This is a genomic window from Lysobacter sp. FW306-1B-D06B (assembly GCF_038446665.1).
GTDB lineage: Bacteria > Pseudomonadota > Gammaproteobacteria > Xanthomonadales > Xanthomonadaceae > Lysobacter_J.
On record NZ_CP151802.1, the window covers coordinates 2,606,185 to 2,628,268 of the forward strand.

The window sequence follows — 22,084 nt, forward strand, 5'->3', positions numbered from 1 at the left end:
AGCCGTCATCCCGGCGAAGGCCGGGATCCAGGCTGGGAGCGTCGCAGCTGCGCGTTGTGTGCGCAGTCGGTCAGCGACGGTTTGGTGCGTCGGAAAAGGTCGGTTGCGTTGTCGGCCTGGATCCCGGCCTTCGCCGGGATGACGACAGTTCGTTGCACCGGCCATGGGGCAGGGCACGGGCAGACACGGCCGCGAAGCTTGAGGGCGTCGCGTCGTGTTCCTCACCGCATCGCCTTCCGCCGCTTCTCATCCATCCACTTGTCCGCCTTCGCCGGCGTGTAGGCCTTCATCCAGGCGAGCATCGCGTCGAGGTCGTCGCCGTGCCACAGATCGTCGCGCTGGTCGGGATGCAGGAAGCGTTCGGCCACCATGCGGTCGAGCATGCCCATCAGCGGCGTGTAGAAGCCTTCGACGTCGAAGAACGCGCAGGGCTTGTCGCCGATGCCGAGCTGGCGCCAGGTCAGCATCTCGAACATCTCGTCCAGCGTGCCGAAGCCGCCGGGCAGGGCGACGAAACCGTCGGAGAGGTCGAACATGCGCGCCTTGCGTTCGTGCATGGAGCCGACGACTTCCAGCTTCGTCAGGCCCTTGTGCGCGACTTCCCAGTTCACCAGCTGCTCGGGAATGACGCCGATCACTTCACCGCCCGCCTCGAGTACCGAATCGGCGACCACGCCCATCAATCCGACGTTGCCACCGCCGTAGACCAGGGTGATGCCGTCCTTCGCCAGACGCGTGCCCAGCGCGATGGCGCGCTCGGTGTAGATCGGCCGGGAACCGGGGTTGGAGCCGCAGTAGACGCAGAGGGTTTTCATGGCTTCTTTCGGGATGGGAGATTCGGGATTCGGGATTCGCAAAAGCAAACGCCGGGCGCGTGCCCGGCGTCGCTTGCAGCGGGAGCGTGTCGGGCATCGGAGTCCGCTCTTACGAATCCCGAATCCCGATTCACGAATCCCGGCCTTCAGTTCACCTTGTGAATCGAGCGCTTAGCCACGCTCATCGCGGCATCGTGGATCGCTTCCGACAGGGTCGGGTGCGCGTGGCAGATGCGCGCCAGGTCGTCGGCGGAGCCCTTGAACTCCATCGCCAGCACGCCTTCGTGCACCAGTTCCGATACACCCACGCCCACCAGGTGCATGCCCAGGATCAGGTCGGTCTCCTCGTGCGCGATGACCTTCACCAGGCCGGCCGGCTCGCCCATGGCGACGGCGCGGGCGATGGCCGCGAACGGGAAGGTGCCCACCTTGTACGGCGTGCCTTCGGCCTTGAGCTGCTGCTCGGTCTTGCCGACCCAGGCGATTTCCGGCTCGGTGTAGATGACCCACGGCACGGTGTCGAGGTTGACGTGGCCCGGCAGGCCGGCGATCAGCTCGGCCACCGCGATGCCTTCCTCGAAGCCCTTGTGCGCCAGCATCGGGCCGCGCACGCAGTCGCCCACGGCCCAGACGCCGTTGACGCCGGTGTGGCAGTGCTCGTCGACTTCGATCATGCCGCGCGCGTCGAGCTTCACGCCGGTGCCCTCGGCCAGCAGGCCCTTGGTGGCGGCGCGACGGCCGACCGAGACCAGCAGCTTGTCGACGGTGAGCGTCTTCTCGCCTTCGGCATCGGTGTAGGTGACGACGACTTCCTTCGACTTGCCCTTGCCCTTGATCTCGGCGTTGCTGACCTTCGCGCCGAGCTTGATGTCGAGGTTCTGCTTCTTGAATTCCTTCGCGGCGACCTTGGCGATCTCGGCGTCGGCAGCGGCGAGGAAATCCGGCAGCGCTTCGAGGATCGTGACTTCGCTGCCCAGGCGCTTCCACACGCTGCCCAGTTCCAGGCCGATGACGCCGGCGCCGATCACGCCAAGACGCTTGGGCACTTCGGTGAAGTCCAGCGCGCCGACGTTGTCGACGATGTTCTCGCCGTCGAACTTGGCGAACGGCAGTTCGATGGAATCCGAACCGGCGGCGAGCACGACGTTGGTGCCCTTCAGCTCGACCGTGCTGCCGTCATGCTGCTTCACCGTGACGACGTTGCCCGGCTGCAGCTGGCCGAAGCCGTAGAACGTGGCGATCTTGTTCGCCTTGAACAGCATCGCGATGCCGCCGGTGAACTGCTTCACGATCTTGTCCTTGCGACCGATCATCGTGCCGATGTCGATCTTCGCGTCCTTGGTCGTGATGCCGTGGTCGCCGAACAGGTGTTGCAGGTTGTAGTACTGGCGCGAGCTGTCCAGCAGCGCCTTCGACGGCACGCAGCCCACGCGCAGGCAGGTGCCGCCCAGGGCCGGCTTGCCGTCCTTGCCGAGCGCGGCGTCGATGCACGCGGTCTTCAGGCCGAGCTGGGCCGCGCGGATGGCGGCGTGGTAACCGGCCGGGCCGGCGCCGATGACGATGACGTCGAAGTTCTGCTGTTCGCTCATGGTTCTACTCGGGAATGGGGGATAGGGAATGGGAAATGGGAGGGTGGGAACGGAGCGGGCTTTCTACGATTCCCGACTCTCCATTCCCGATTCCCGGCTCACATCCCCAGCAGCATGCGGTGCGGATTCTCGAGCTGGTTCTTGATGTCGACCAGGAACAGCACCGCGTCCTTGCCGTCGATGATGCGGTGGTCGTAGGACAGCGCGATGTACATCATCGGCGCGGCGACGACCTGGCCGTTCTCGACGATCGCGCGCTCCTTGATGGCATGCATGCCCAGGATCGCGCTCTGCGGCGGGTTGACGATCGGCGTGGACATCAGCGAACCGAAGGTGCCGCCGTTGGTGATGGTGAAGGTGCCGCCCTGCAGGTCTTCCAGCGACAGCTTGCCGTCGCGGGCCTTCTTGGCGTAATCGCCGATGGCCTTCTCGATGTCGGCAAAGCCCATGCGCTCGACGTTGCGCAGCACCGGCGTGACCAGGCCCTTGTCGGTCGACACGGCGATCGAGATGTCGGCGTAGCCGTGATAGATGATGTCGTTGCCGTCGACGGAGGCGTTGACCACCGGGTGCTTCTGCAGCGCGTTCGCGGCGGCCTTGGCGAAGAAGCTCATGAAGCCCAGCTTGATGCCGTTGGCCTTCTCGAACTGCTCGCCCAGTTCCTTGCGCATGGCCATGACCTTGCCCAGGTTGACCTCGTTGAACGAGGTGAGCATGGCGATGGAGTTCTTGGACTGCATCAGGCGCTCGGCGATGCGGGCGCGGATGCGGGTCATCGGAACGCGCTCTTCCGGACGCGCGCCGCCGGCGACGCCGCCGGTCTTGCCCGAGGCGTAGTTGACGAGGTCTTCCTTGGTCACCGCGCCGCGACGGCCGGTGCCTTCCACCTGCGCCGGGTCGATGCCCTGGGTGACGGCGGTGAAGCGTGCGCCCGGCGGCAGCTGTTCGACGGCACCGGCGGCCTTCGGGGCCTCGGCGGCGGCGGCCTTGGGCTGCACGGGAGCAGCGACGTCCTTGGCGGCGGCATCGTTCTTGGCGTCGATGGCCTTTGCAGCCGGGGCCGGCGCAGCGGCGGCCGCGCCTTCCTCGACGACGGCGATCAGCTGCTGGCTGGTGACGGTGTCACCTTCCTTGAACTTGATTTCCTTGATCACGCCGTCGACGGGCGAGGGCACCTCGAGCACGACCTTGTCGGTCTCCAGGTCGACGATGTTCTCGTCGCGCTTGACGGCTTCGCCGACCTTCTTGTGCCAGGTCGCGATGGTGGCGTCGGAGACGGATTCGGGCAGAACGGGGACTTTGATCTCGGTGCTCATGGGGCGGGCATCCTGGATGACGTGATTCGTATCGTGTGTGAGGTTCCACGGCCGGCGGTTAGCCGGCCGTGAGGTACGCAACTTATTCGGCAGTGATTTCGCCGCGCAGCGGGTTCTTCAGAGCGTCGGCGACCAGTGAGGTCTGCTCGGCGACGTGGTCGGCCAGATGGCCGGCGGCCGGCGAGGGCGAACGTGCGCGACCGGCGTAGTGCAGCGTCTGGCCCGACTGCAGGCAGGCGGCCAGGTGGTGGCGGATCTGGTACCACGCACCCTGGTTCTGCGGCTCTTCCTGGCACCACACGACATCGGTGGCGTTCTTGAAGCGCTTGAGTTCGGCCTGCAGCATCGCGCGCGGGAACGGGTACAGCTGTTCGACGCGGAGGATGGCGACGTCGTCCAGTCCCTGCTTCTGCTGTTCTTCCAGCAGGTCGTAGTAGACCTTGCCGCCGCAGACGACGACGCGCTTGACCTTCTTCACGTCCGCCGCGGCGTCCGGGATCAGGTGCTGGAACTCGCCCTTGGCCAGTTCGTCCAGCGTCGACACCGCCAGCTTGTGGCGCAGCAGCGACTTGGGCGTCATCACCACCAGCGGCTTGCGCGTGGTCATGCGCATCTGGCGGCGGATCATGTGGTACGCCTGCGCCGGCGTGGTCGGCGTGCAGACGATCATGTTCTCCAGCGCGCACAGCTGCAGGAAGCGCTCAAGGCGCGCGGAGCTGTGCTCCGGGCCCTGGCCTTCGTAGCCGTGCGGCAGGAACAGCGCCAGGCCGCACAGACGGCCCCACTTGGCTTCGCCCGAGGACAGGAACTGGTCGATCACCACCTGCGCACCGTTGGCGAAGTCGCCGAACTGCGCTTCCCAGATGTCCAGCGTCATGGGATCGGCGGTGGCGTAGCCGTACTCGAAGCCCATCACCGCTTCCTCGCTCAGGAGCGAGTCGATGATGGTGACGTCGGTCGGGTTCTTGACCAGGCGACGCAGCGGCAACACGTACTCGTCGTTGGTCTGCTCGTGCAGGATCGCGTGGCGGTGGAAGAACGTGCCGCGACCGCAGTCCTGGCCGACCAGGCGCAGCTTGTAACCTTCGTCGACGAGCGTGGCGTAGGCCAGGTTCTCGGCGAAGCCCCAGTCGCCCGGGAGTTCGCCGGCGCTCATCTTGCGGCGGTCTTCGTAGATCTTCGCCACGCGCGGGTGCAGCTTCAGATCGGCCGGCACGTCGTTGATGACGGTCGCCAGGCGATCGAGCTTCTTGCGGTCGAACGTGGTGTCGACCGGATCGGTCAGCTTGCCCGACAGGTACTTCGACCAGTCGATGGTGAACTCGTCCGGCTTGACCTCGACCACTTCGGTGGTGACCACGCCGTCGTCCAGCTTCTGGCGGTAGCCGTCGACCAGCGCCTGCGCATCGTCGGCGCTGAGCGAGCCTTCGGCGGCCAGCTGCGCGGCGTACAGCTCGCGCGGGGTCTTGTGCTTGCGGATGACCTGGTACATCACCGGCTGCGTCGCTGCCGGCTCGTCGGCCTCGTTGTGGCCGTGGCGGCGGTAGCAGACCAGGTCGATGACCACGTCCTTGCCGAACTTGTTGCGGAAATCCAGCGCCAGCTCGGCGCAGAACACCACGGCTTCCGGGTTGTCGCCGTTCACGTGCAGCACCGGCGCGCCGACCATCTTGGCCACGTCCGTGCAGTACAGCGTCGAACGCGCGTCCTGCATCGCGCTGGTGGTGAAGCCGACCTGGTTGTTGATGACGATGTGCAGCGTGCCGCCGACGCGGAAACCGCGTGCCTGCGACATCTGGAACAGTTCCATCACCACGCCCTGACCGGCGAATGCCGCGTCGCCGTGGATCAGGATCGGCAGCACCTGCTCGGCGCCCTTGTCGCCGCGACGGTTCTGGCGCGAACGCACGGAGCCGGCGACCACCGGGTCGACGATCTCCAGGTGCGACGGGTTGAACGCCAGCGCCAGGTGCACCGGGCCGCCGGGCGTGGCGACGTCGGCCGAGAAGCCCATGTGGTACTTCACGTCGCCCTGATGGGCCAGATCGCTGTGAACGTGCTCGAACTTGCCCTCGAACTCGTCGAACAGGTGGCGCGGCGGCTTGCCGAGCGTGTTGATGAGGACGTTGAGGCGGCCGCGGTGGGCCATGCCGATGACGACGTCCTTGGCACCCTGTTCGCCGGCGCGGCGGATCGTGGTGTCCATCAGCGGGATCAGCGCGTCGCCGCCTTCCAGCGAGAAGCGCTTCTGGCCGACGTACTTGGTGCCCAGGTAACGCTCCAGGCCATCGGCGGCGGTGAGGCGCTCGAGGATGCGCTTCTTGTCGTCGGCGGTGCGGCCGAACTTGCCGCCGGCCTTCTCCAGGCGCTCGTAGATCCAGCGACGCTGTTCGGCGTCGGAGATGTGCATGAACTCCGCGCCGATCGGGCCGGTGTAGGTGGCCTTGAGCAGGGCGAGCAGGTCGCCGAGCTTCATGCGATCGAAGCCGCCCACGCCGCCGGTGCTGAACTCGGCGTTGAGGTCGCTGCTGGTGAGCTGGTGGAACGCCAGGTCCAGATCCGGTGCTTCCGGCTTCTGCCACAGGCCCAGCGGGTCGATGTCGGCGCCCAGATGGCCGCGCGAACGATAGGCCGTGATCAGGCGGCCGATGTTGCGCTCGCGTTCGTCGCCGGCACCGGCGGCCACGGACACCATGCCGCGCGCGGCCTGGCGGCCGGCTTCGGCGATCTGGTCGATCACCGCCGAATGCGGGATGTCACCGGCTTCGCGACCCTTGAAGCCGTCGAAATACGCCTTCCATTTGGGGTCGACACTGTCGGGTGAAACCAGGTACTGCTCGTACAGGTCTTCGACGAAAGCGGCGTTGGCGCCGAGCTGGGAGGACTGGGAGAACTGCTTCAGGAGACTGTCCACGATGGCGATCGGGAAACTCGGTGAGGGAGACGGAGAGGGCCCGGATTGCACGCGTGCGGCTATTCAGGCGCCAAGATTCGGAATTATAGCCCTTGACTGCCGGCAAACGGCTAACACTTACGTCGAAACGGGATAGCGGACGGATCTCGAAAACCCGTGGGCCGTCATGCGGCCCGGGAATAGCGTTTGGGCTGCGCCGCCGTGTTCAAGAGGTGGCGTGTTGCGGGCGCGGAAACACGGGGTTTGGCGCAGGGAACGCGTGTGGTCGTGGCGTCTTCACGCCACGAATCCGGCGCGGCGTCGCTCAGATGCCCAGCGCGCGATACTCGGTGCAGGGGCGGGCGCGTTCCCAAACGGGCGCAAAATGCGCGCGCAGCTGGCGGGCGCGGGCGCCGTCGTCCAGGCGCGTTTCGCCGTCGAATCGGTGCCCCAGCAGACGGAAGTACCAGCCGCTGTCGTCATTGACCACATAGGCGGACGGGTAATCGCGGTCCACCGGTTCCTCGATGGCACGGAACGCGAAGGCGCTGGGCAGGCGCTGGGCCAGGGCGATCAGCGGCGCGAGCGCTCGCCGGGGTGCGTCCGGATCGTGCAGGAGCACGCGCACTTCACCGCCCCCGACACCATGGCGGCGCAGGGCACTCAGGGCCTCGGGCTGATCCAGCAGGCCCGGGTCCAGGTCGCGGCTGTAGATCAGCAACTGCCGGCGGGCGCCCTCGGCCACGCCGAGCAGCGCGGCCAGCCCGCCGTCGCGGCGCAGCACGGGGTTGACCGCGTCCAGCGCCAGGCGCATGGACTGATGGTCCAGGCCTGCCTCGACGAAGCGCTCGCCATACGGAAGGAAGCCTTGCCGGGCATAGAACGCCATCGCCGGGACCTGCGCGTGCAGGCTTACCTCGGGCCAGCCCAGTGAGCGTGCCTCCACGAGCAGGGCCTTGAGCAGCGCCTCGCCGACGCGGCGGTTGCGCCAGTGCGGCAACACCGCCATGCGGCCGATGCGGCGGTCAGGGGTCAGACGGCCGGTGCCGATCGGCCGGCCCTGCAGGTCGCGGGCCAGGACGTGACGGCACAGCGGGTCCAGCGCGTCGCGTTCCAGCTCGACCGGGACGCCCTGTTCCTGCACGAACACGATGTCGCGCACGGCGCGCAGGTCGGCCAGGGCCCGGTCGAAGGCGATGGCCTCGACCTGGAACGCCTCCGTCGCTGCCGGGCCGCTCATTCTTCTTCGTCCGGCAGCACCAGGCTGTAGTGGCCGGCCTGGAGCAGGTTCTGGACCAGGTCGCGCCCTTCTTCGGACAGGGCGCCATACGCCTCGCCATCCAGCTGCGCCGCATCGGCGATGCGGGCGGCGTCCTCGGGCGGCAGCGGATGGTCCTGCCCGCTGACGAACAGCCGCGCCGGCTCGCCCTTGCGGTGCGCGCGCCGCCACGCCATGCGCGACCACGGATGGCGATGCAGCACGGCGCCGTGGTCCAGGTCCCATTCGATCTCGATGCGCGAACGCGCCTCGCCACCGCCGTGCACTTCGCCGGCCGCGCGATACACGGTGATGAAGCGACCGAACCAGTCGCCCAGTCGATCCGGATCGTTCATGCGCAGCAGGTTCAAGGCCTCGACCGCGCGGTTCATCGCCTCGACGTCGATCTCGTTGGGATCCGACGGCGGCGTCAGGTCCGGGTCGTGGTAGCGCAGCGCCTCGTCCGCGTCCGCAGCCAGTGTGTCGACGAAATCCCCCAGCAGTTCCGCCGCCGACGGCGCGCGCATGCCCACCGAGAAGGTGAGGCACGCGTCTTCGGCCACGCCGTTATGCGGCACGCCGGGCGGCAGGTAGAGCATGTCGCCGGGGCCGAGCACCCAGTCGTGCGTGGGCGTGAACTCGCGCAGCAGCTTGAGCTCGACGTCGGGACGGAACTCCAGCGGCGGATTCGGACGCGTGTCGATCTGCCAGCGACGGTGGCCGTACGCCTGCAGCAGGAACACGTCGTACTGGTCGATGTGCGCACCGACCGAACCGCCCGGCGCGGCGAAGGAAATCATCACATCGTCGATGCGCCAGCGCGGCAGGAAGCGGAAGTGCTGCAGCAGCGCGGCGATGTCGGCGTCCCACTTGTCCACGTCCTGGACCAGCAGCGTCCAGTCCTGGTGCGGCATGCCGGGGAACTCGTCCTCTTCGAACGGCCCGTGTCGCAGCGTCCAGCGGTCGTTGGCGCGATCGTGCATGACGATGCGCGACAGCGCGGCCTCCTCGCAGGCCAGGCCGGCGAGGTCTTCGGGCTGCACGGGCGTCTGGAAGTCGGGGAAGGCGTTGCGGATCAGCAGCGGCTTCTTCTGCCAGTAATCGCGCAGGAACACCTCCGGCGGCATGCCCAGCGGCGGCAGGCGGCGCGCGTCGATTTCGATCGGCAGCGTCGCGTTGCGCGCGGGCACCTTTTGGGAGGCGGTGGTCTTCTTCGTCGGGGTGGGGGTTTTCCGGGTCATGTGCCTGCAATCTCGTCGTAACCGCGGCCGAGGAACTGCACCAGGCACCAGCCGTGCCCGAACGGGTCGGCGACGGCGACGATGCGGCCCCATCGGCCTTCGCGAATCTCGCCCTCCTGGCGGGCGCCGGCGGCCAGGACGCGCGCCAGTGCGGCGTCCAGGTCGTCGACCACCACGTCGCAGTGCACGGGCGTCCAATGGCGGGAATAGTCGCGCCTGGAATCGCCGGCGCCCACGCTGCCGGCCTCCTTGCGCAACAGGTAGATCGGCGCCTGCGCGCCGAGCATTTCGAGCACGTCCGGCCCGAGCCGGCGCGCCGCTGTCAGTCCGAAGGCGGCGATGTAGAAGGCCTGCGCGCGGGCGAGGTCGTCGACATCGAGGTTGACCATGAGGTTCATGGGCATCGTCTCCAGGCCAGCGCACCACGCACCGGGCGCTCATCCTCACACTCCGCCGCGGCTCGTGGCCTGAGCGTGATCAAGCCGTGACCGGTTTCGGTCAGATCTCGCGCGCCAATTTCTCCGCCAGGCCCACGTAGGAGCCCGGCGTCATCTCCAGCAGGCGCTGCTTGTCGGCGGCGGGCAGGTCGAGCGTGCCGATGAACTCGCGCATCGAGGCCTCGGTGATGCCCTGGCCGCGCGTGAGCGCCTTGAGTTGCTCGTACGGGTTCGGCAGGCCGTGGCGGCGCATGACGGTCTGCACCGCTTCGGCCAGCACTTCCCATGCGGCGTCGAGGTCGGCGGCCAGGCGGTCCGGGTTCGCGCTCAGCTTGCCCAGGCCGCGCAGCAGCGCGTCGAAACCGATCAGCGCATGACCGAACGCGGTGCCCAGCGCACGCAGCACGGTGGAGTCGGTGAGGTCGCGCTGCCAGCGGCTGATCGGCAGCTTCGCGGCGAAATGTTCGAACAACGCATTGGCGATGCCGAAGTTGCCTTCGGCGTTCTCGAAGTCGATCGGGTTGACCTTGTGCGGCATGGTCGAGGAGCCGACTTCACCGGCCTTCACCGCCTGCTTGAAGTAGCCCAGCGAGATGTAGCCCCAGATGTCGCGGCACAGGTCGATGGCGATGGTGTCGATGCGGCGCTGCGCGTCGCAGACTTCGGCGATGCCGTCGTGCGGCTCGATCTGCGTGGTGTACGGCTGCCAGTTCAGGCCCAGCGAATGCACGAAACGCTCGGAGAACGCCGGCCAGTCCACGTCCGGGTAAGAGGCGACGTGCGCGTTGTAGTTGCCCACCGCGCCGTTGATCTTGCCCGGCATGCGTGCGCCGGCCAGGGTTTCGCCCTGGCGCTGCAGGCGCGCGACCACGTTGGCGATTTCCTTGCCGACGGTGGTCGGCGAGGCGGTCTGGCCGTGCGTGCGCGAGAGCATCGGCAGCGCGGCGTGTTCGTGCGCCATCGCGCGCAGCTTCTGGATGAGCTCGTCGAGCTTGGGCAGCAGCACGTACTGGCGCGCCTCGTTGAGCATCAGCGCGTAGCTGAGGTTGTTGATGTCCTCGGAGGTGCAGGCGAAGTGCACGAACTCCAGCGCCGGGCCGAGCTCGGCGTCGTCCTTCAGGCGCTCCTTGATGAAGTACTCCACCGCCTTGACGTCGTGGTTGGTGGTGCGCTCGATCTCCTTCACGCGTGCCGCATCGGCCGGCGTGAGCTTGTCGGCCAGCGCGCGCAGGCGCGCCGCGGCGGCATCGGAGAAGGGCTTGAGCTCGACGATGCCCGGTTCCGCGCCCAGCGCCAGCAGCCATTCCACCTCCACCTTCACGCGCGCCTTGATCAGGCCGTATTCGGAAAAGATCGGGCGGAGCGCGTCCACCTTGCCGGCATAGCGGCCATCGAGCGGGGACAGGGCGAGCAACTGGGCTTCAACGGACATGGCGGGCGTCTGTGGGGCGAAGGCAAACCGCGATTCTACTACCGACGCCCGGCCGGCCCGTCGCGGATGCCGCACCGCGTTCCCTCGGGCGAGTGATACGCCCGCCATGCGCCGGGCGTAAGCTCGGCCCATCCGACCCCCGAGGACCACGCAATGGCGAAGCAGGCCCGCCGCGCCAGCGGCTTCCGCATCGAACACGACAGCATGGGCGAGCTGCAGGTCCCGGCTCACGCGCTGTGGGGCGCGCAGACGCAGCGCGCGGTGCAGAACTTCCCGATTTCCGGCCGGCCGATGCCGCGCGAGTTCATCCGCGCGCTGGGCCTGATCAAGGCCGCGGCGGCGGAGGTCAACGGCGGCCTCGGCTTGCTCGGCAAGGGCGTGTCGCGGGCGATACGCGCCGCGGCGCTGGACGTGGCGGCCGGCACGCACGATGTGCATTTCCCGATCGACGTGTTCCAGACCGGCTCGGGCACCTCCAGCAACATGAACGCCAACGAGGTGATCGCCGCGCTCGCCAACGGCGACGGCAAGGCGAAGGTGCACCCGAACGACCACGTCAACCTCGGCCAGAGTTCCAACGACGTGATTCCCACCGCGATCCGCGTTTCGGCGCAGATCGCCACCGTCGAGCAACTGCTGCCGGCGCTGAAGCACCTGCGCCGCGAGATCGAGCGCAAGGGCCGGGCGCTGGGCAAGGTCACCAAGACCGGCCGCACGCATCTGATGGACGCGATGCCGCTGACCTTCGCGCAGGAGTTCGGCGCCTGGGCGTCGCAGCTGGCCTCGGCGCAGGCGCGGATCGAGGACGCCCTCAAGCGCGTGCGCCGGCTGCCCATCGGCGGCACGGCCATCGGCACCGGCATCAACGCCGACCCGCGCTTCGGCAAGGCGATGGCGAAGGCGCTGTCGGCGTTGTCGGGCACGAAGTTCGAATCGGCCGACGACAAGTTCGAGGGCATCGCCGCGCAGGACGACGCGGTGGAGCTGTCGGGCCAGCTCAGTGCGCTGGCGGTGGCGCTGATGAAGATCGCCAACGATCTGCGCTGGATGAACTCCGGGCCGCTGGCGGGCCTGGGCGAGATCGAATTGCCGGCGCTGCAGCCGGGCAGTTCGATCATGCCGGGCAAAGTGAACCCCGTGGTGCCGGAAGCCACCTGCATGGTGTGCGCACAGGTGATGGGCCACCACACCGCGATCACCGTCGCCGGGCAGAGCGGCAACTTCCAGCTCAACGTGATGTTGCCGCTGATCGCCTACGACCTGCTCGATTCGATCCAGCTGCTGGGCAACGTCATGCGGCTGCTGGCCGACAACGCCATTGCCGGCCTGAAGGCGCGGCCGGAACGCGTGCGCGAGGCGCTGGATCGCAATCCGATCCTGGTGACCGCGCTTAATCCGATCATCGGCTACGAGAAAGCGGCGGCGATTGCCAAGCAGGCTTACAAGGAAGGACGCCCGGTGCTGGAAGTGGCGCTGGAAACCAGCGGGCTATCGGAGAAGCAGCTGCGCGCGCTGCTGGATCCGACGGCGTTGACGCGGGGCGGGATCCACGAGGGCGGGGGCGGCGCGGGTGGGTGAGGCAGGCCGCCTACGCGGCACTGCCGCGTGGCCTGCCGAACGCCCGGCCATGGATGGCCGGGCCGGGCGATCCGGGGCCCATCCAGGCCCGCCATGGACGGCAGCGATGTGTTCGAATGCCGTGGCCGCTTTGCCGACCTACTGCTTCGACGGCGCCTCGGACGCCTTCGCCGCTTCGGCCGCGGCATCCGCCGTCAACTTGTGGCTCTTCTCCTTCGCCTCGTCGACGCATTCGTCGATGTCCGACTGCGTCAGGTTCGCGTAGGGCTTGAACTCCGGCAGCGCGGCCGCGAGGCGGTCCTGCGAAGTCATCATTCCCGGCAGCGCGTTGCACAACTGCAGCGCCGCCGCTTCCACCTTCGACGCCTGCGCCTTCACCTTCTCGTCGATGTCGTCCGAGCCGCCGGTGAAGACGCTCTTGATCGATTCGGTCACCGCGTGCGTGGCGAGGTCGGCACTGTGCATGCCGATGTTCATGCCGGCCGTGGCGACCGCGACCACGTGGCTGCGGTACTCCAGCAGCAGCGCGCGCTGCTCGGGCGTCACCGGCACCGGCTTGCCGTCGACGATGAAATCGCCCTTGGGCGACAGTTCGACGCGCTTGCCGGTCTTGCCGTTGTCGATGTTGATGTTGCCTTCGGCGATTTCCTTCTTCGCTTCGGTCAAGGCCTTCTGCACCGCGCCGGAGATCACTCCGCCGGTCTGTTCGGCCTTCTGCTGCGCCTGCTGCTGGCCGGAGGGATTCGCCCCGCAGGCCGCGAGCAGGCAAAAGCTGGAAAGCACCGCGGAGAGGGCGAGGGGACGCAGGTTCATGGCGCGGATTCCTTGGAAGGGAAGTAAAGGCGGTCGGTCAGCCGTCGACGGGCACGTCGACGCGGCCGGACACGCCGCTGTGATCGACCGAGCCGCTGCCGACGCGGCGCACGGTCAGGTTGCCGGTGACGGCATGCGCATCGAGGTCGCCGGAGCCGATCTTGTCGGCCGTGACGCTGCCGCTGACATCACGCACTTCCACGTCGCCCGAACCGATGCTGCCGATGACGACGTCGCCCTTGACGCGACGCGCCTTCAGGTCGCCGGAACCGACGGACAGGATGTGCAGGGAGCCAATCGTGTCCAGTTCGATGTCGCCGGAGTTGACGTCGGCGGTGACCTGGCCGCGGATGTCGCGCGCTTCGACATCACCGGAGCCGACGTCGGCGCTCAGCGCCGAGGCGCCGACGACGCGTGCGTCGCCCGAGCCGACCTTCAGCTGCACCAGCACGTTGTCCGGCACGGTCGCGTTGAGGGAGAGGTACGCGTAGTTCGCGCTGCCGAAGCTGATGCTGATGGTGTCGGCGCGCTCGGCCTTGACGATGATCTTGTCGCCGACGCGCTGTTGGGTGAGCGAAAGCTCCTTCAGGCGGTCGGGATTGGACGCGCAGGCCTTGCCCTGCACGCCGCCCTTGGCGCCGCGCTGGGCGTTGACGACGAGGTCGTGCGGGCCGATGTCGAACATGATGGTCTTCACGCCGTTGAAATCGAGCTGCAGGTTGTGCGGCTGCGAATGCTTGCATTCGTCGGCGAAGGCCTGGCCGGCGAACAGGGCGAGGGGCAGGGCGAACAGGGACAGGGTGCGCATTGCGATGGTCTCTCCGTGAAAGGCCCTACTTGGATGCAAGCGCGGTGGCGTTGGTTGCGTCGGCCGTGGCGTCGAGCGGAAGCGGGCTCAGTTCTGCGACTTCAAGGCGTTGCTTGGGTGAAGACGGATGCGGCTTGTGGTGCTTGGTGGAGGCTCGGGTGGCCTGCCATCTGGGGGCTTGCGGTCGCTTTCATCTTCAAAAGCGCCGCTTCGGAAAAACTGTGGCTGCCGTCCGTGGCGTCAGGTTGTGGGCTTCGGATCGCCCGGCCCGGCCATCCGTGGCCGGGCGTTCGGCACGCCGCGCGGCAGTGCCGCGCAAGCGGCGTGCCTCATCCCTCATCCCGCCAGCGACGCAGACGGATCGCGCCGAAGATCATCGCCGCGCCAGCCAGTGCACCGACCCACAGCTGCGGCGTCGCCAGCACCGAGTACATCGTGCGCAGGCTCAGGACCGAGTGGATGGCCTGCGGGCCGTCGACGTCGATGTCGCCGATCTGCGCCGCATCGAACCACGAACCCGGGGCCGCACTGAGCAGGCTGCGGGCGACGACGTTCTTCCAGAACCAGCCGGTTTCCAGGTCGAACAGGTGCATCAGATCGAACCAGCTGACGAAGATGCCGGCGAAGACCGGGATCATGATCGCCCACAGGAACGGCTTGCTCTTCGCCCACGACGAACACAGCATCAGCCAGCCCACGGTCGGCAGCGCCCACAGTGCGTAAACCGGAATCGAGGCGATCAGGTGCAGGCTGACCTTCAGCGGGCTCGCCGGGCCCCACAGCATCGTGTACGGGTTGCCGCCGTGCAGCAGCACGACCAGGCTGTAGACCACCATCGATCCGAAGACCACCGCGATTGCGGCGAGGGCGGCGATGACCGGTGCCATCAGCGTCGCGCTGGCGACCTTGGACAGCACGGTGTCGCGGTCGGAGATCGGCAGCGACTTCCAGAACAGCACACTGCGGTCGCGGCGGTCGTCGTACAGGCTGCCCAGGCAGTAGAAGAACACCACGAAGGCCAGCACGATGAAGGGCCAGCTGGCGGCCATGTAGAGGCTGGCGTCGATCACGCCGCCGAACTCGCGCAGCTCGCTCGGGCTCATGTTGGCGGTGAGCTGCGACAGGTTCAGGCCGTTGACCTGGAAGCTGCCGCCTTCGACGTTGATCGTCGCCTTGTCCGGCACCTTGCGCAGCAGCACTTCGCCCGCACCGATGCCCATCAGCGTCAGCAGTAGCAGGATGCCGCCGGCCACCAGCGGTGCCCACAGGAAGCCGCCCTTGTGCTCCCAGAACTCGCGCTTCATCAGCATCTTGAAGGTATGCGTCCGATGCGGCGCGGCCACGGCGGTGGAGCGGGGGAGCTCGTGGGATTCGTTGATCGCATTCATGCGTAGGTCCCCTTCATGGTGGCGACGAACAGGTCGGCCAGGCCCGGCGTGCGGGTCTCGCCCAGTCCGGCCAGTTGTTCGCGCGGAATGCCGTCGAACAGCATCACCGTCTTGCCGAAGGGCAGGGCGCGCTCGTCGATCGGCTTGAGCGCGCGCGCTTCGCCGGACTTCTCGCCGTTGACCAGCACTTCGGTGAAGCGCTCGCCGAGCGTCTCCATGTCGTTGTCCAGCACGACCTTTCCGTCGCGGATGAACATGACGTCGGTGAGGATGTGCTCGATCTCCTCGACCTGGTGCGTGGTGACCAGGATGGTCTTCTCCTCGTCGAAGTAGTCTTCCAGCAGGCGCTGGTAGAACTGCTTTCGGTAGAGGATGTCCAGGCCCAGCGTGGGTTCGTCGAGCACCAGCAGCTTGGCGTCGATGGCCATCACCAGCGCCAGGTGCAGCTGCACGATCATCCCCTTGGACAGTTCGCGCACGCGCATCTGCGGCTTGAGCTGCGTGTGGGCGAGGAAGCGTTCGCACTTGGCACGGTCGAAGCGCGGGTGCACGCCGGCGACGAACTCGATGGCTTCCTTCACCCGGATCCAGCGCGGCAGCACGGCCACGTCGGCGATGAAGCAGACATCGCGCATCAGTTCATCGCGCTCGGTGCGGGGATCGCGACCGAGCACGCGCAGCTCGCCCTCGAACGGAATCAGGCCGAGGATGGCCTTGAGCGCGGTCGTCTTGCCCGCGCCGTTGGGGCCGATCAGGCCGACGATGCGGCCGGCCGGGATCTGGAACGCGGCGTCGTCCAGGGCAAGCTTGTTCTTGTAGGCCTTGCGAAGCCCACGAGCGTTGACGACCGGCGCGGCGGTGGAGATGTTTTCGGCGAGTGCGTTCATTGCGTACCTGCCTGGGCCGGGGTCAGCAGCTCTTCTGCCGTGAGGCCCAGTCGCATGATGCGTTCCAGCACCAGCGGCCATTCCTCGCGCAGGAAGCGTTCGCGTTCATTGAACAGCAGTTTCTTTGCCGCCTCTTCGGTCACGTACATGCCAAGACCCCTGCGTTTCTCGACGAGAGCCTCGTCCGCCAATTCCTGATAGGCGCGCGAGACGGTGATGGGATTGAGCTGGTATTCGGCGGCAACCTGTCGCACGGAGGGAAGTGCGTCGCCCGGCTTCAGGACCCCGTCGAGCATCATCGCGATGACGCGCTCCTTGAGCTGGCGGTAGATCGGAGCGCCGTCGCTCCATTGGATTGCGGTCATGGTTCAGCCCCGCGGTGCGAATGAGAAATAAGGCATGACTAGGGTTTGCCGGCGATGCCGGGCGGCAGTCCTTGCCTTGTGTTCGGGTTCGATATCAGCGGTTTCACGGGCTTCCTTCACCGCCTGGGCCAAGGCCGCGGCGGTGGCGATCTCCGCCGCCAGGGTGGCGGCGTCGGAAAGGGTGTCGATCTGGTCGGCGCGGTGCTCGATGCTGCGGGCCAGCGCGTCGATGTTCTGCTGCTGGCTGAGCGAGGCGTCGGTCGGGGTGAAGGTGGCGTCGATCGGGCCGAACTGCAGCGCGACCGGGTTGGCCTGCGCCTTGTGCGGGGCCGGCATCGCCAGCGCCAGGCAAAGCGCGAGGGCCGAGCCGGAAGCCAGCAGGGCGGTGAGCGAGTTCTGGAACCTGCGGTTCATGGTGAACGTCCTGCTCGTTAGTAGACCGGTGTTGTAGGCAACTATAACACCAAAATACGACCGGTCAACTGGCTTCTACCCAACTGATGGCATAGGCCGACCAACGGTCTCGGGAGAGGGGTGTCCCTGTTCAGCCTGGAGGTAGACGCGGGACTTCCCAGCATCCCGCCGCACGATCGGCTTGTCTTTGCCCGGGGTGTCTATTGCAGGCGTGGCGACGGACGGCAGCGCCCCGCGATGCGTGCAGGTGCATCGTCGCGCTGACCTGCGTCGCGCCCAGGCGCAGCGTTCACGGCTTTGTGCCGACGTCGCGGGTAGACACGCAGACGATTGCCGCCACGCGTTCATGCCGCGACAATGCACGGCTTGTGTCGCGCGCCGCGCCTATCGTCGGTGCCGTGCATCGCAAGCTGCCGGCAGAACGCCGGCCGACAAACCCATACGGAGTAGGTTCCCGATGAAGGCATTTCTGCGCGGCACCGCCGTGTTGCTCACCACTGCGGCCACGCTGATCGGCGCGGCGGCCTCTGCCCAGGACAAGACCGTGCTGACGACCGAACGTGAAAAGACCAGCTACATGGTGGGCACCGACATCGCCCAGTCGCTCACGCCGCTGGCGCCCGACATCGACCTGGCCGCATTCCAGCGCGCCATTCAGAACGCCTTCGACGGCGGCAAGCCGCTGATCACCGAGACCGAAGCGCAGACCGTCGGCCCCGCGCTGATGCAGCGCATCGCCGCGCGCACCGGCCAGGCGCCGGCCGGCACCAAGGCGCCGGACGTGCCGAAGGACAAGGTCGCTTACCTGGTCGGCGCCGACGTCGGTCGTTCGCTCGCGCCGATCAAGGACGAGGTTGAACTGCCGGTGGTTATCCAGGCGATCCGCACCTCGTTCGACAAGGGCCAGCCGCTGTTGAGCGAGGCCGAGCTGGGCGCCGTGCGCCAGTCCTTCCAGCAGAAGGTGCAGGCGAAGATGCAGGCGCAGGCGGCCGAGCTGGGCGGCAAGAACAAGGCCGAAGGCGAGAAGCTCCTCGCCCAGAACAAGACGCAGAAGGGCGTGATCACCACCGGTTCCGGCCTGCAGTACATGGTGCTGCGCCAGGGCTCGGGCCCGCGTCCGAAGGCCACCGACCGCGTGCGCGTCAATTACGAAGGCAAGCTGCTGGATGGCACCGTGTTCGACAGCTCCTACGCGCGCAACCAGCCGGCCGAATTCGCGCTCAACCAGGTCATCGCGGGTTGGACCGAAGGCGTCGGCATGATGCCGGTGGGCAGCAAGTTCCGCTTCTGGATCCCGGGCGATCTCGCCTACGGTGCCAACGGCACGCCGGGTGGCCCGATCGGTCCGAACGCCACGCTGGTGTTCGATGTCGAACTGATGGCGATCCTGTAATTCGGCACTGCGTCGCGGTATGCCGCGCGGCGTTCGCGCGGTAGGCCTTTGGTTCAGTTCGGCGCTGGCAGTTTGTCAGGCCGCAACGCCGGGACGGGCATTCCTCCCGGCGATCCTTCCTCACTGGAGCTTTAGCCCGATGAAGTTCACCCCGCGCCACACCGGCCTTGTCCTGGCCGTCGCCTCGCTCGCCGCGCTGACCGCCGCCTGCAACAAGCCTGCCGAAAAGGCCGATGCCGCCAAGACCGACGCGGCCGCCGCACAGGCCGGCAAGGACGGCGCGAAGGCGATTCCGGGCCTGGCGACGGAGAAGGAGCAGGTCAGCTACATGATCGGCATGGACATGGCGCGCTCGCTGGAGCAGGTCAAGGACGAGATCGACCTGGACACGCTGAACAAGGCGCTCAAGGCCTCGCTCGCCGGCGAGAAGCCGCTGCTGGACGAGAAGCAGGCCGGCGAGATCCGCGAGGCCTTCGCCAAGAAGCTGCAGCAGAAGCGCATTGACAAGATGATCGCCGACGCGAAGAAGAACCTGGAGGACGGTGAGAAGTTCCTCGCCGAGAACAGCAAGAAGCCGGGCGTGGTGACCACCGCGTCGGGCCTGCAGTACCAGGTGATCACCGAGGGCAAGGGTCCCAAGCCCACGGTCAACGATGTCGTGACCGCGCATTACAAGGGCACGCTGCTCGACGGCAAGACCTTCGACAGTTCCTACGACCGCGGCGAACCGGCGAACTTCCCGCTGAGCCAGATGGTGCCGGGCTGGCAGGAAGGCATTCCGCTGATGCCGGTGGGCAGCAAGTACCGCTTCTGGATTCCGAGCAAGCTTGCCTACGGCGAGCAGGGTGCCGGTCCGATCGGCCCGAACGCGACGATCGTGTTCGAAGTCGAACTGCTCGACATCGTGAAGCCGGGCGCCGGCAAGTAAGCCGGTCGCAACGCGCGACGGGAACGATCGGATAGCGCAGGGACGCTTCCGGCGGGTGACGGCCGCATGCCGTTCACCCGCCAGTCGCTACCGTTTTCCGTCTCCGCCTTTCGCTTCAGAGGAACCGCATGCGCGTCACCATCTTCGGTACCGGATACGTCGGCCTGGTCACGGGCACCTGTTTGGCGGACGTGGGCCATGACGTGGTCTGCGTGGATATCGACCAGGCCAAGGTCGACGGCCTCAACCGCGGTGTGATTCCGATCTACGAGCCGGGCCTGGAGCCGATGGTGAAGGCCAACCACGCCGCGGGCCGGTTGAGCTTCACCACCGACGCCGCGGCGTCGGTCGCGCATGGCGACGTCATCTTCATCGCGGTCGGCACGCCGCCGGACGAGGACGGCAGCGCCGACCTCAAGTACGTGCTGGCGGTGGCGCGCACGATCGGCCAGCACCTGGAGCGGCCGTCGGTGGTCGTCAACAAGTCGACCGTGCCGGTCGGCACCGCCGACAAGGTGCGCACGGAGATCGCGGCGCAATTGGCCGCGCGCGGCGCCGACCTGGCGTTCGAGGTCGCGTCCAATCCGGAATTCCTCAAGGAAGGCGACGCCGTCAACGACTGCATGCGCCCGGACCGCATCGTCATCGGCGCCAGCAGCACGACGGCCGTGGAGCGGCTCAAGCGCCTGTATGCGCCGTTCAACCGCAACCACGAGCGCATCGTGGTGATGGACGTGCGTTCGGCCGAACTGACCAAGTACGCCGCCAACGCGATGCTGGCGACGAAGATCAGCTTCATGAACGAGATCGCGAACATCGCCGAGCGCGTGGGCGCGGACGTGGAGATGGTGCGACAGGGCATCGGTTCGGACCCGCGCATCGGCTGGCATTTCATCTATCCCGGCGCGGGTTACGGCGGTTCGTGCTTCCCGAAGGACGTGCAGGCGCTGCATCGCACCGCGCAGCAGCACGGCTACGAAGCGCAGCTGCTGGGCGCCGTGGAAGGGGTGAACGATCGGCAGAAGGGCCATCTGTTCGAACTGATCCAGCGCCATTACGTCGGCGACATCGCCGGCAAGACCTTCGCGGTGTGGGGCCTGGCGTTCAAGCCGAACACCGACGACATGCGCGAGGCATCGAGCCGCCGCCTGCTGCAGCAGCTGTGGGACGCGGGCGCGAAGGTGCGCGCGTACGACCCGGAGGCCAGCGAGGAGGCGCACCGCATCTTCGGTGATCGGGACGACCTGGTGCTGTGCGACTCGGCACGCGCCGCGCTGGCCGACGCCGATGCGCTGGTGGTGGTGACGGAGTGGAAGCAGTTCCGCAGCCCGGATTTTTCGCGACTGAAGCAATCGCTGGCCGATGCGGCGATCTTCGACGGGCGCAATCTGTATCACCCCGATGAGGTCGAGGCCGCGGGGCTGGCGTATTACGGGATCGGGCGCGGGCGCTCGATCCAGTCGGAATGACGATGGCGCAGAACCAGGACGAGCTCGAACGGCGGATCATCGATCTGGAAACGCGGCTCGCGTTCCAGGAGCAGGCGCTGTCCGAGCTGAGCGACGCGCTGGCTGCCGCGCGCGACGAGGAAGTCCGCAACGCGCTGGTGATGCATCGCGTGCTGGAAGAACTCAAGCAAATGCGCAGCGCGCTGGCGGCCAACCCGTTCTCGGCCGACGCGTCGCAGGAACCGCCGCCGCCGCATTATTGAGGCGGGCAGGGTGGCAGCCGAGGCCTTCCCGGGCGCTGCCGCATGACTGGACACCGACGATTCGTCCCTGCGGCCGAGCGCTGACGGCGCCGGCTGCCTATACTTCGGCATCAGCCGTCATCCTTCCTGTAGCACGATGAGCAACAGCCTCCGCGACCAGTTGATGGGCCTGGGTTTCAAGCCCGCCCCCAAGCCCGAGCGCACCGCGCCAGCCAAGGACGAACGTCGCGGCAAGCCGGAAAACCGCCACGCCGGCAAGCCGCAGGGCCGGCCGGACGCGCGCAGCGCAGATCCTCGCAAACCCGATCAGCGCAAGCCGCACGGTGGCAAACCGGGCGGTGGCAAGCCCGGCGGTCCGCGCCCGGGCGGTCGGCCGCAGTCCCGCGAGGACATCGATCTGGCCAAGGCCTACGCCATCCGCGCCCAGCGTGAGAAGGACGAGCGCATCGCCGCCGAGGCCGCCAAGCAGGAAGAAGCGCGCCAGCGTCGCGAGGCGCGTGCGAAGCTGGCCGAACTGGTCAAGGACAAGTCGCTGAACGATGCAGCTGCCGAGATCGCCCGCCATTTTCCGTACGGCGGCAAGATCAAGCGCATCTACGTCAACGAAGCACAGCTGAAGGCGCTCAACGCGGGCGAACTGGGCGTGCTGCAGATGGACGGACGCTATCTGCTGGTGACGGCCGAACTGCTTGCGCAGGCCGAGGCGATCTTCGCGCCGGCCGTCGCGCTCAAGATCGATCCGAACGCGCCTGCCGAGCTCGATCCCTACGCCGACCCGCAGTACCAGGTGCCCGACGATCTGGTCTGGTAGGCGCGGC

General features: G+C 67.3%; 20 protein-coding genes. 6 read left to right on the forward strand and 14 right to left on the reverse strand.

Going from position 1 to position 22,084, the window contains the following annotated elements:
• Positions 1-221: 221 nt before the first annotated feature.
• The 8 genes from AAFF32_RS11955 to purB all read right to left on the reverse strand — a co-directional run bounded on the left by AAFF32_RS11955 (position 222) and on the right by purB (position 10,981).
• Entirely contained in the window at positions 222-815 is a 594-nt protein-coding gene (locus AAFF32_RS11955) for a TIGR00730 family Rossman fold protein (protein WP_216958121.1), read from the reverse strand.
• A 146-nt stretch (positions 816-961) separates the two neighbouring features.
• Positions 962-2,404 (reverse strand): dihydrolipoyl dehydrogenase, encoded by a 1,443-nt coding sequence (gene lpdA, locus AAFF32_RS11960; RefSeq protein WP_216958119.1) that lies wholly within the window; start codon positions 2,402-2,404, stop codon positions 962-964.
• A gap of 98 nt (positions 2,405-2,502) precedes the next feature.
• On the reverse strand, positions 2,503-3,720 hold the full coding sequence (gene sucB, locus AAFF32_RS11965; protein ID WP_216958117.1) for a dihydrolipoyllysine-residue succinyltransferase: 1,218 nt from the start codon (positions 3,718-3,720) through the stop codon (positions 2,503-2,505).
• Positions 3,721-3,802: 82 nt separating this feature from the next.
• Positions 3,803-6,634, reverse strand: a complete 2,832-nt coding sequence (locus AAFF32_RS11970; RefSeq protein WP_216958115.1) for a 2-oxoglutarate dehydrogenase E1 component — start codon at positions 6,632-6,634, stop codon at positions 3,803-3,805.
• 304 nt (positions 6,635-6,938) lie between these two features.
• The gene (locus tag AAFF32_RS11975; RefSeq protein WP_342315292.1) at positions 6,939-7,853 is read right to left on the reverse strand and encodes a GNAT family N-acetyltransferase; all 915 of its coding nucleotides are present in this window, start codon (positions 7,851-7,853) and stop codon (positions 6,939-6,941) included.
• Positions 7,850-9,112, reverse strand: a complete 1,263-nt coding sequence (locus tag AAFF32_RS11980) for a cupin domain-containing protein (protein ID WP_342315293.1) — start codon at positions 9,110-9,112, stop codon at positions 7,850-7,852. Before AAFF32_RS11980 ends, AAFF32_RS11975 begins: the two co-directional genes overlap by 4 nt.
• On the reverse strand, positions 9,109-9,510 hold the full coding sequence (locus AAFF32_RS11985) for a VOC family protein (protein ID WP_342315294.1): 402 nt from the start codon (positions 9,508-9,510) through the stop codon (positions 9,109-9,111). Before AAFF32_RS11985 ends, AAFF32_RS11980 begins: the two co-directional genes overlap by 4 nt.
• Positions 9,511-9,610: 100 nt before the next feature.
• Entirely contained in the window at positions 9,611-10,981 is a 1,371-nt protein-coding gene (purB, locus tag AAFF32_RS11990) for an adenylosuccinate lyase (protein WP_216958107.1), read from the reverse strand.
• A 153-nt stretch (positions 10,982-11,134) separates the two neighbouring features.
• On the opposite strand from purB, the gene AAFF32_RS11995 reads away from it, so the two are divergent.
• A complete protein-coding gene (locus tag AAFF32_RS11995) occupies positions 11,135-12,559 on the forward strand; it encodes a class II fumarate hydratase (RefSeq protein WP_342315295.1) in 1,425 nt (474 codons plus the stop codon).
• Positions 12,560-12,697: 138 nt separating this feature from the next.
• Here the strand turns inward: AAFF32_RS11995 and AAFF32_RS12000 are convergent, their stop codons facing one another.
• The 6 genes from AAFF32_RS12000 to AAFF32_RS12025 all read right to left on the reverse strand — a co-directional run bounded on the left by AAFF32_RS12000 (position 12,698) and on the right by AAFF32_RS12025 (position 17,234).
• Positions 12,698-13,372 carry a hypothetical protein gene (locus AAFF32_RS12000; RefSeq protein WP_342315296.1) on the reverse strand — a complete coding sequence of 225 codons (675 nt, stop codon included), beginning with the start codon at positions 13,370-13,372 and terminating at the stop codon, positions 12,698-12,700.
• Between the two features lie 37 nt (positions 13,373-13,409).
• On the reverse strand, positions 13,410-14,180 hold the full coding sequence (locus AAFF32_RS12005; protein ID WP_342315297.1) for a DUF4097 family beta strand repeat-containing protein: 771 nt from the start codon (positions 14,178-14,180) through the stop codon (positions 13,410-13,412).
• A 329-nt stretch (positions 14,181-14,509) separates the two neighbouring features.
• The gene (locus AAFF32_RS12010; RefSeq protein WP_342315298.1) at positions 14,510-15,568 is read right to left on the reverse strand and encodes a hypothetical protein; all 1,059 of its coding nucleotides are present in this window, start codon (positions 15,566-15,568) and stop codon (positions 14,510-14,512) included.
• The gene (locus AAFF32_RS12015) at positions 15,565-16,455 is read right to left on the reverse strand and encodes an ABC transporter ATP-binding protein (protein ID WP_216958099.1); all 891 of its coding nucleotides are present in this window, start codon (positions 16,453-16,455) and stop codon (positions 15,565-15,567) included. Before AAFF32_RS12015 ends, AAFF32_RS12010 begins: the two co-directional genes overlap by 4 nt.
• A complete protein-coding gene (locus AAFF32_RS12020; protein WP_216958097.1) occupies positions 16,452-16,820 on the reverse strand; it encodes a GntR family transcriptional regulator in 369 nt (122 codons plus the stop codon). Before AAFF32_RS12020 ends, AAFF32_RS12015 begins: the two co-directional genes overlap by 4 nt.
• 3 nt (positions 16,821-16,823) lie before the next feature.
• Positions 16,824-17,234 (reverse strand): hypothetical protein, encoded by a 411-nt coding sequence (locus AAFF32_RS12025; protein WP_342315299.1) that lies wholly within the window; start codon positions 17,232-17,234, stop codon positions 16,824-16,826.
• A gap of 457 nt (positions 17,235-17,691) precedes the next feature.
• Here AAFF32_RS12025 and AAFF32_RS12030 point away from each other — a divergent pair, with 457 nt between their 5' ends.
• From AAFF32_RS12030 to AAFF32_RS12050, 5 genes are all read left to right on the forward strand, one after another.
• Positions 17,692-18,627, forward strand: a complete 936-nt coding sequence (locus AAFF32_RS12030) for an FKBP-type peptidyl-prolyl cis-trans isomerase (protein ID WP_342315300.1) — start codon at positions 17,692-17,694, stop codon at positions 18,625-18,627.
• Between the two features lie 139 nt (positions 18,628-18,766).
• Positions 18,767-19,555: an FKBP-type peptidyl-prolyl cis-trans isomerase gene (locus AAFF32_RS12035; protein WP_342315301.1), complete on the forward strand. Its 789-nt coding sequence runs from the start codon at positions 18,767-18,769 to the stop codon at positions 19,553-19,555.
• 128 nt (positions 19,556-19,683) lie between these two features.
• On the forward strand, positions 19,684-21,024 hold the full coding sequence (locus AAFF32_RS12040) for a UDP-glucose/GDP-mannose dehydrogenase family protein (RefSeq protein WP_342315302.1): 1,341 nt from the start codon (positions 19,684-19,686) through the stop codon (positions 21,022-21,024).
• Entirely contained in the window at positions 21,021-21,266 is a 246-nt protein-coding gene (locus AAFF32_RS12045; protein WP_254200128.1) for a SlyX family protein, read from the forward strand. Before AAFF32_RS12040 ends, AAFF32_RS12045 begins: the two co-directional genes overlap by 4 nt.
• A gap of 136 nt (positions 21,267-21,402) precedes the next feature.
• Complete coding sequence (locus AAFF32_RS12050) at positions 21,403-22,077, forward strand: DUF2058 family protein (RefSeq protein ID WP_342315303.1); 675 nt, start codon at positions 21,403-21,405, stop codon at positions 22,075-22,077.
• The last annotated feature ends 7 nt before the right edge of the window (positions 22,078-22,084 follow it).

Excerpts from the sequence above, each read along its gene's own strand:
- AAFF32_RS11955 (WP_216958121.1), bottom strand. The coding sequence starts at position 815 with ATGAAAACCCTCTGCGTCTACTGCGGCTCCAACCCCGGTTCCCGGCCG.
- lpdA (WP_216958119.1), bottom strand. The coding sequence starts at position 2,404 with ATGAGCGAACAGCAGAACTTCGACGTCATCGTCATCGGCGCCGGCCCG.
- sucB (WP_216958117.1), bottom strand. The coding sequence starts at position 3,720 with ATGAGCACCGAGATCAAAGTCCCCGTTCTGCCCGAATCCGTCTCCGAC.
- AAFF32_RS11975 (WP_342315292.1), bottom strand. The coding sequence starts at position 7,853 with ATGAGCGGCCCGGCAGCGACGGAGGCGTTCCAGGTCGAGGCCATCGCC.
- AAFF32_RS11980 (WP_342315293.1), bottom strand. The coding sequence starts at position 9,112 with ATGACCCGGAAAACCCCCACCCCGACGAAGAAGACCACCGCCTCCCAA.
- AAFF32_RS11985 (WP_342315294.1), bottom strand. The coding sequence starts at position 9,510 with ATGAACCTCATGGTCAACCTCGATGTCGACGACCTCGCCCGCGCGCAG.
- purB (WP_216958107.1), bottom strand. The coding sequence starts at position 10,981 with ATGTCCGTTGAAGCCCAGTTGCTCGCCCTGTCCCCGCTCGATGGCCGC.
- AAFF32_RS11995 (WP_342315295.1), top strand. The coding sequence starts at position 11,135 with ATGGCGAAGCAGGCCCGCCGCGCCAGCGGCTTCCGCATCGAACACGAC.
- AAFF32_RS12000 (WP_342315296.1), bottom strand. The coding sequence starts at position 13,372 with ATGAACCTGCGTCCCCTCGCCCTCTCCGCGGTGCTTTCCAGCTTTTGC.
- AAFF32_RS12005 (WP_342315297.1), bottom strand. The coding sequence starts at position 14,180 with ATGCGCACCCTGTCCCTGTTCGCCCTGCCCCTCGCCCTGTTCGCCGGC.
- AAFF32_RS12010 (WP_342315298.1), bottom strand. The coding sequence starts at position 15,568 with ATGAATGCGATCAACGAATCCCACGAGCTCCCCCGCTCCACCGCCGTG.
- AAFF32_RS12015 (WP_216958099.1), bottom strand. The coding sequence starts at position 16,455 with ATGAACGCACTCGCCGAAAACATCTCCACCGCCGCGCCGGTCGTCAAC.
- AAFF32_RS12020 (WP_216958097.1), bottom strand. The coding sequence starts at position 16,820 with ATGACCGCAATCCAATGGAGCGACGGCGCTCCGATCTACCGCCAGCTC.
- AAFF32_RS12025 (WP_342315299.1), bottom strand. The coding sequence starts at position 17,234 with ATGAACCGCAGGTTCCAGAACTCGCTCACCGCCCTGCTGGCTTCCGGC.
- AAFF32_RS12030 (WP_342315300.1), top strand. The coding sequence starts at position 17,692 with ATGAAGGCATTTCTGCGCGGCACCGCCGTGTTGCTCACCACTGCGGCC.
- AAFF32_RS12035 (WP_342315301.1), top strand. The coding sequence starts at position 18,767 with ATGAAGTTCACCCCGCGCCACACCGGCCTTGTCCTGGCCGTCGCCTCG.
- AAFF32_RS12040 (WP_342315302.1), top strand. The coding sequence starts at position 19,684 with ATGCGCGTCACCATCTTCGGTACCGGATACGTCGGCCTGGTCACGGGC.
- AAFF32_RS12045 (WP_254200128.1), top strand. The coding sequence starts at position 21,021 with ATGACGATGGCGCAGAACCAGGACGAGCTCGAACGGCGGATCATCGAT.
- AAFF32_RS12050 (WP_342315303.1), top strand. The coding sequence starts at position 21,403 with ATGAGCAACAGCCTCCGCGACCAGTTGATGGGCCTGGGTTTCAAGCCC.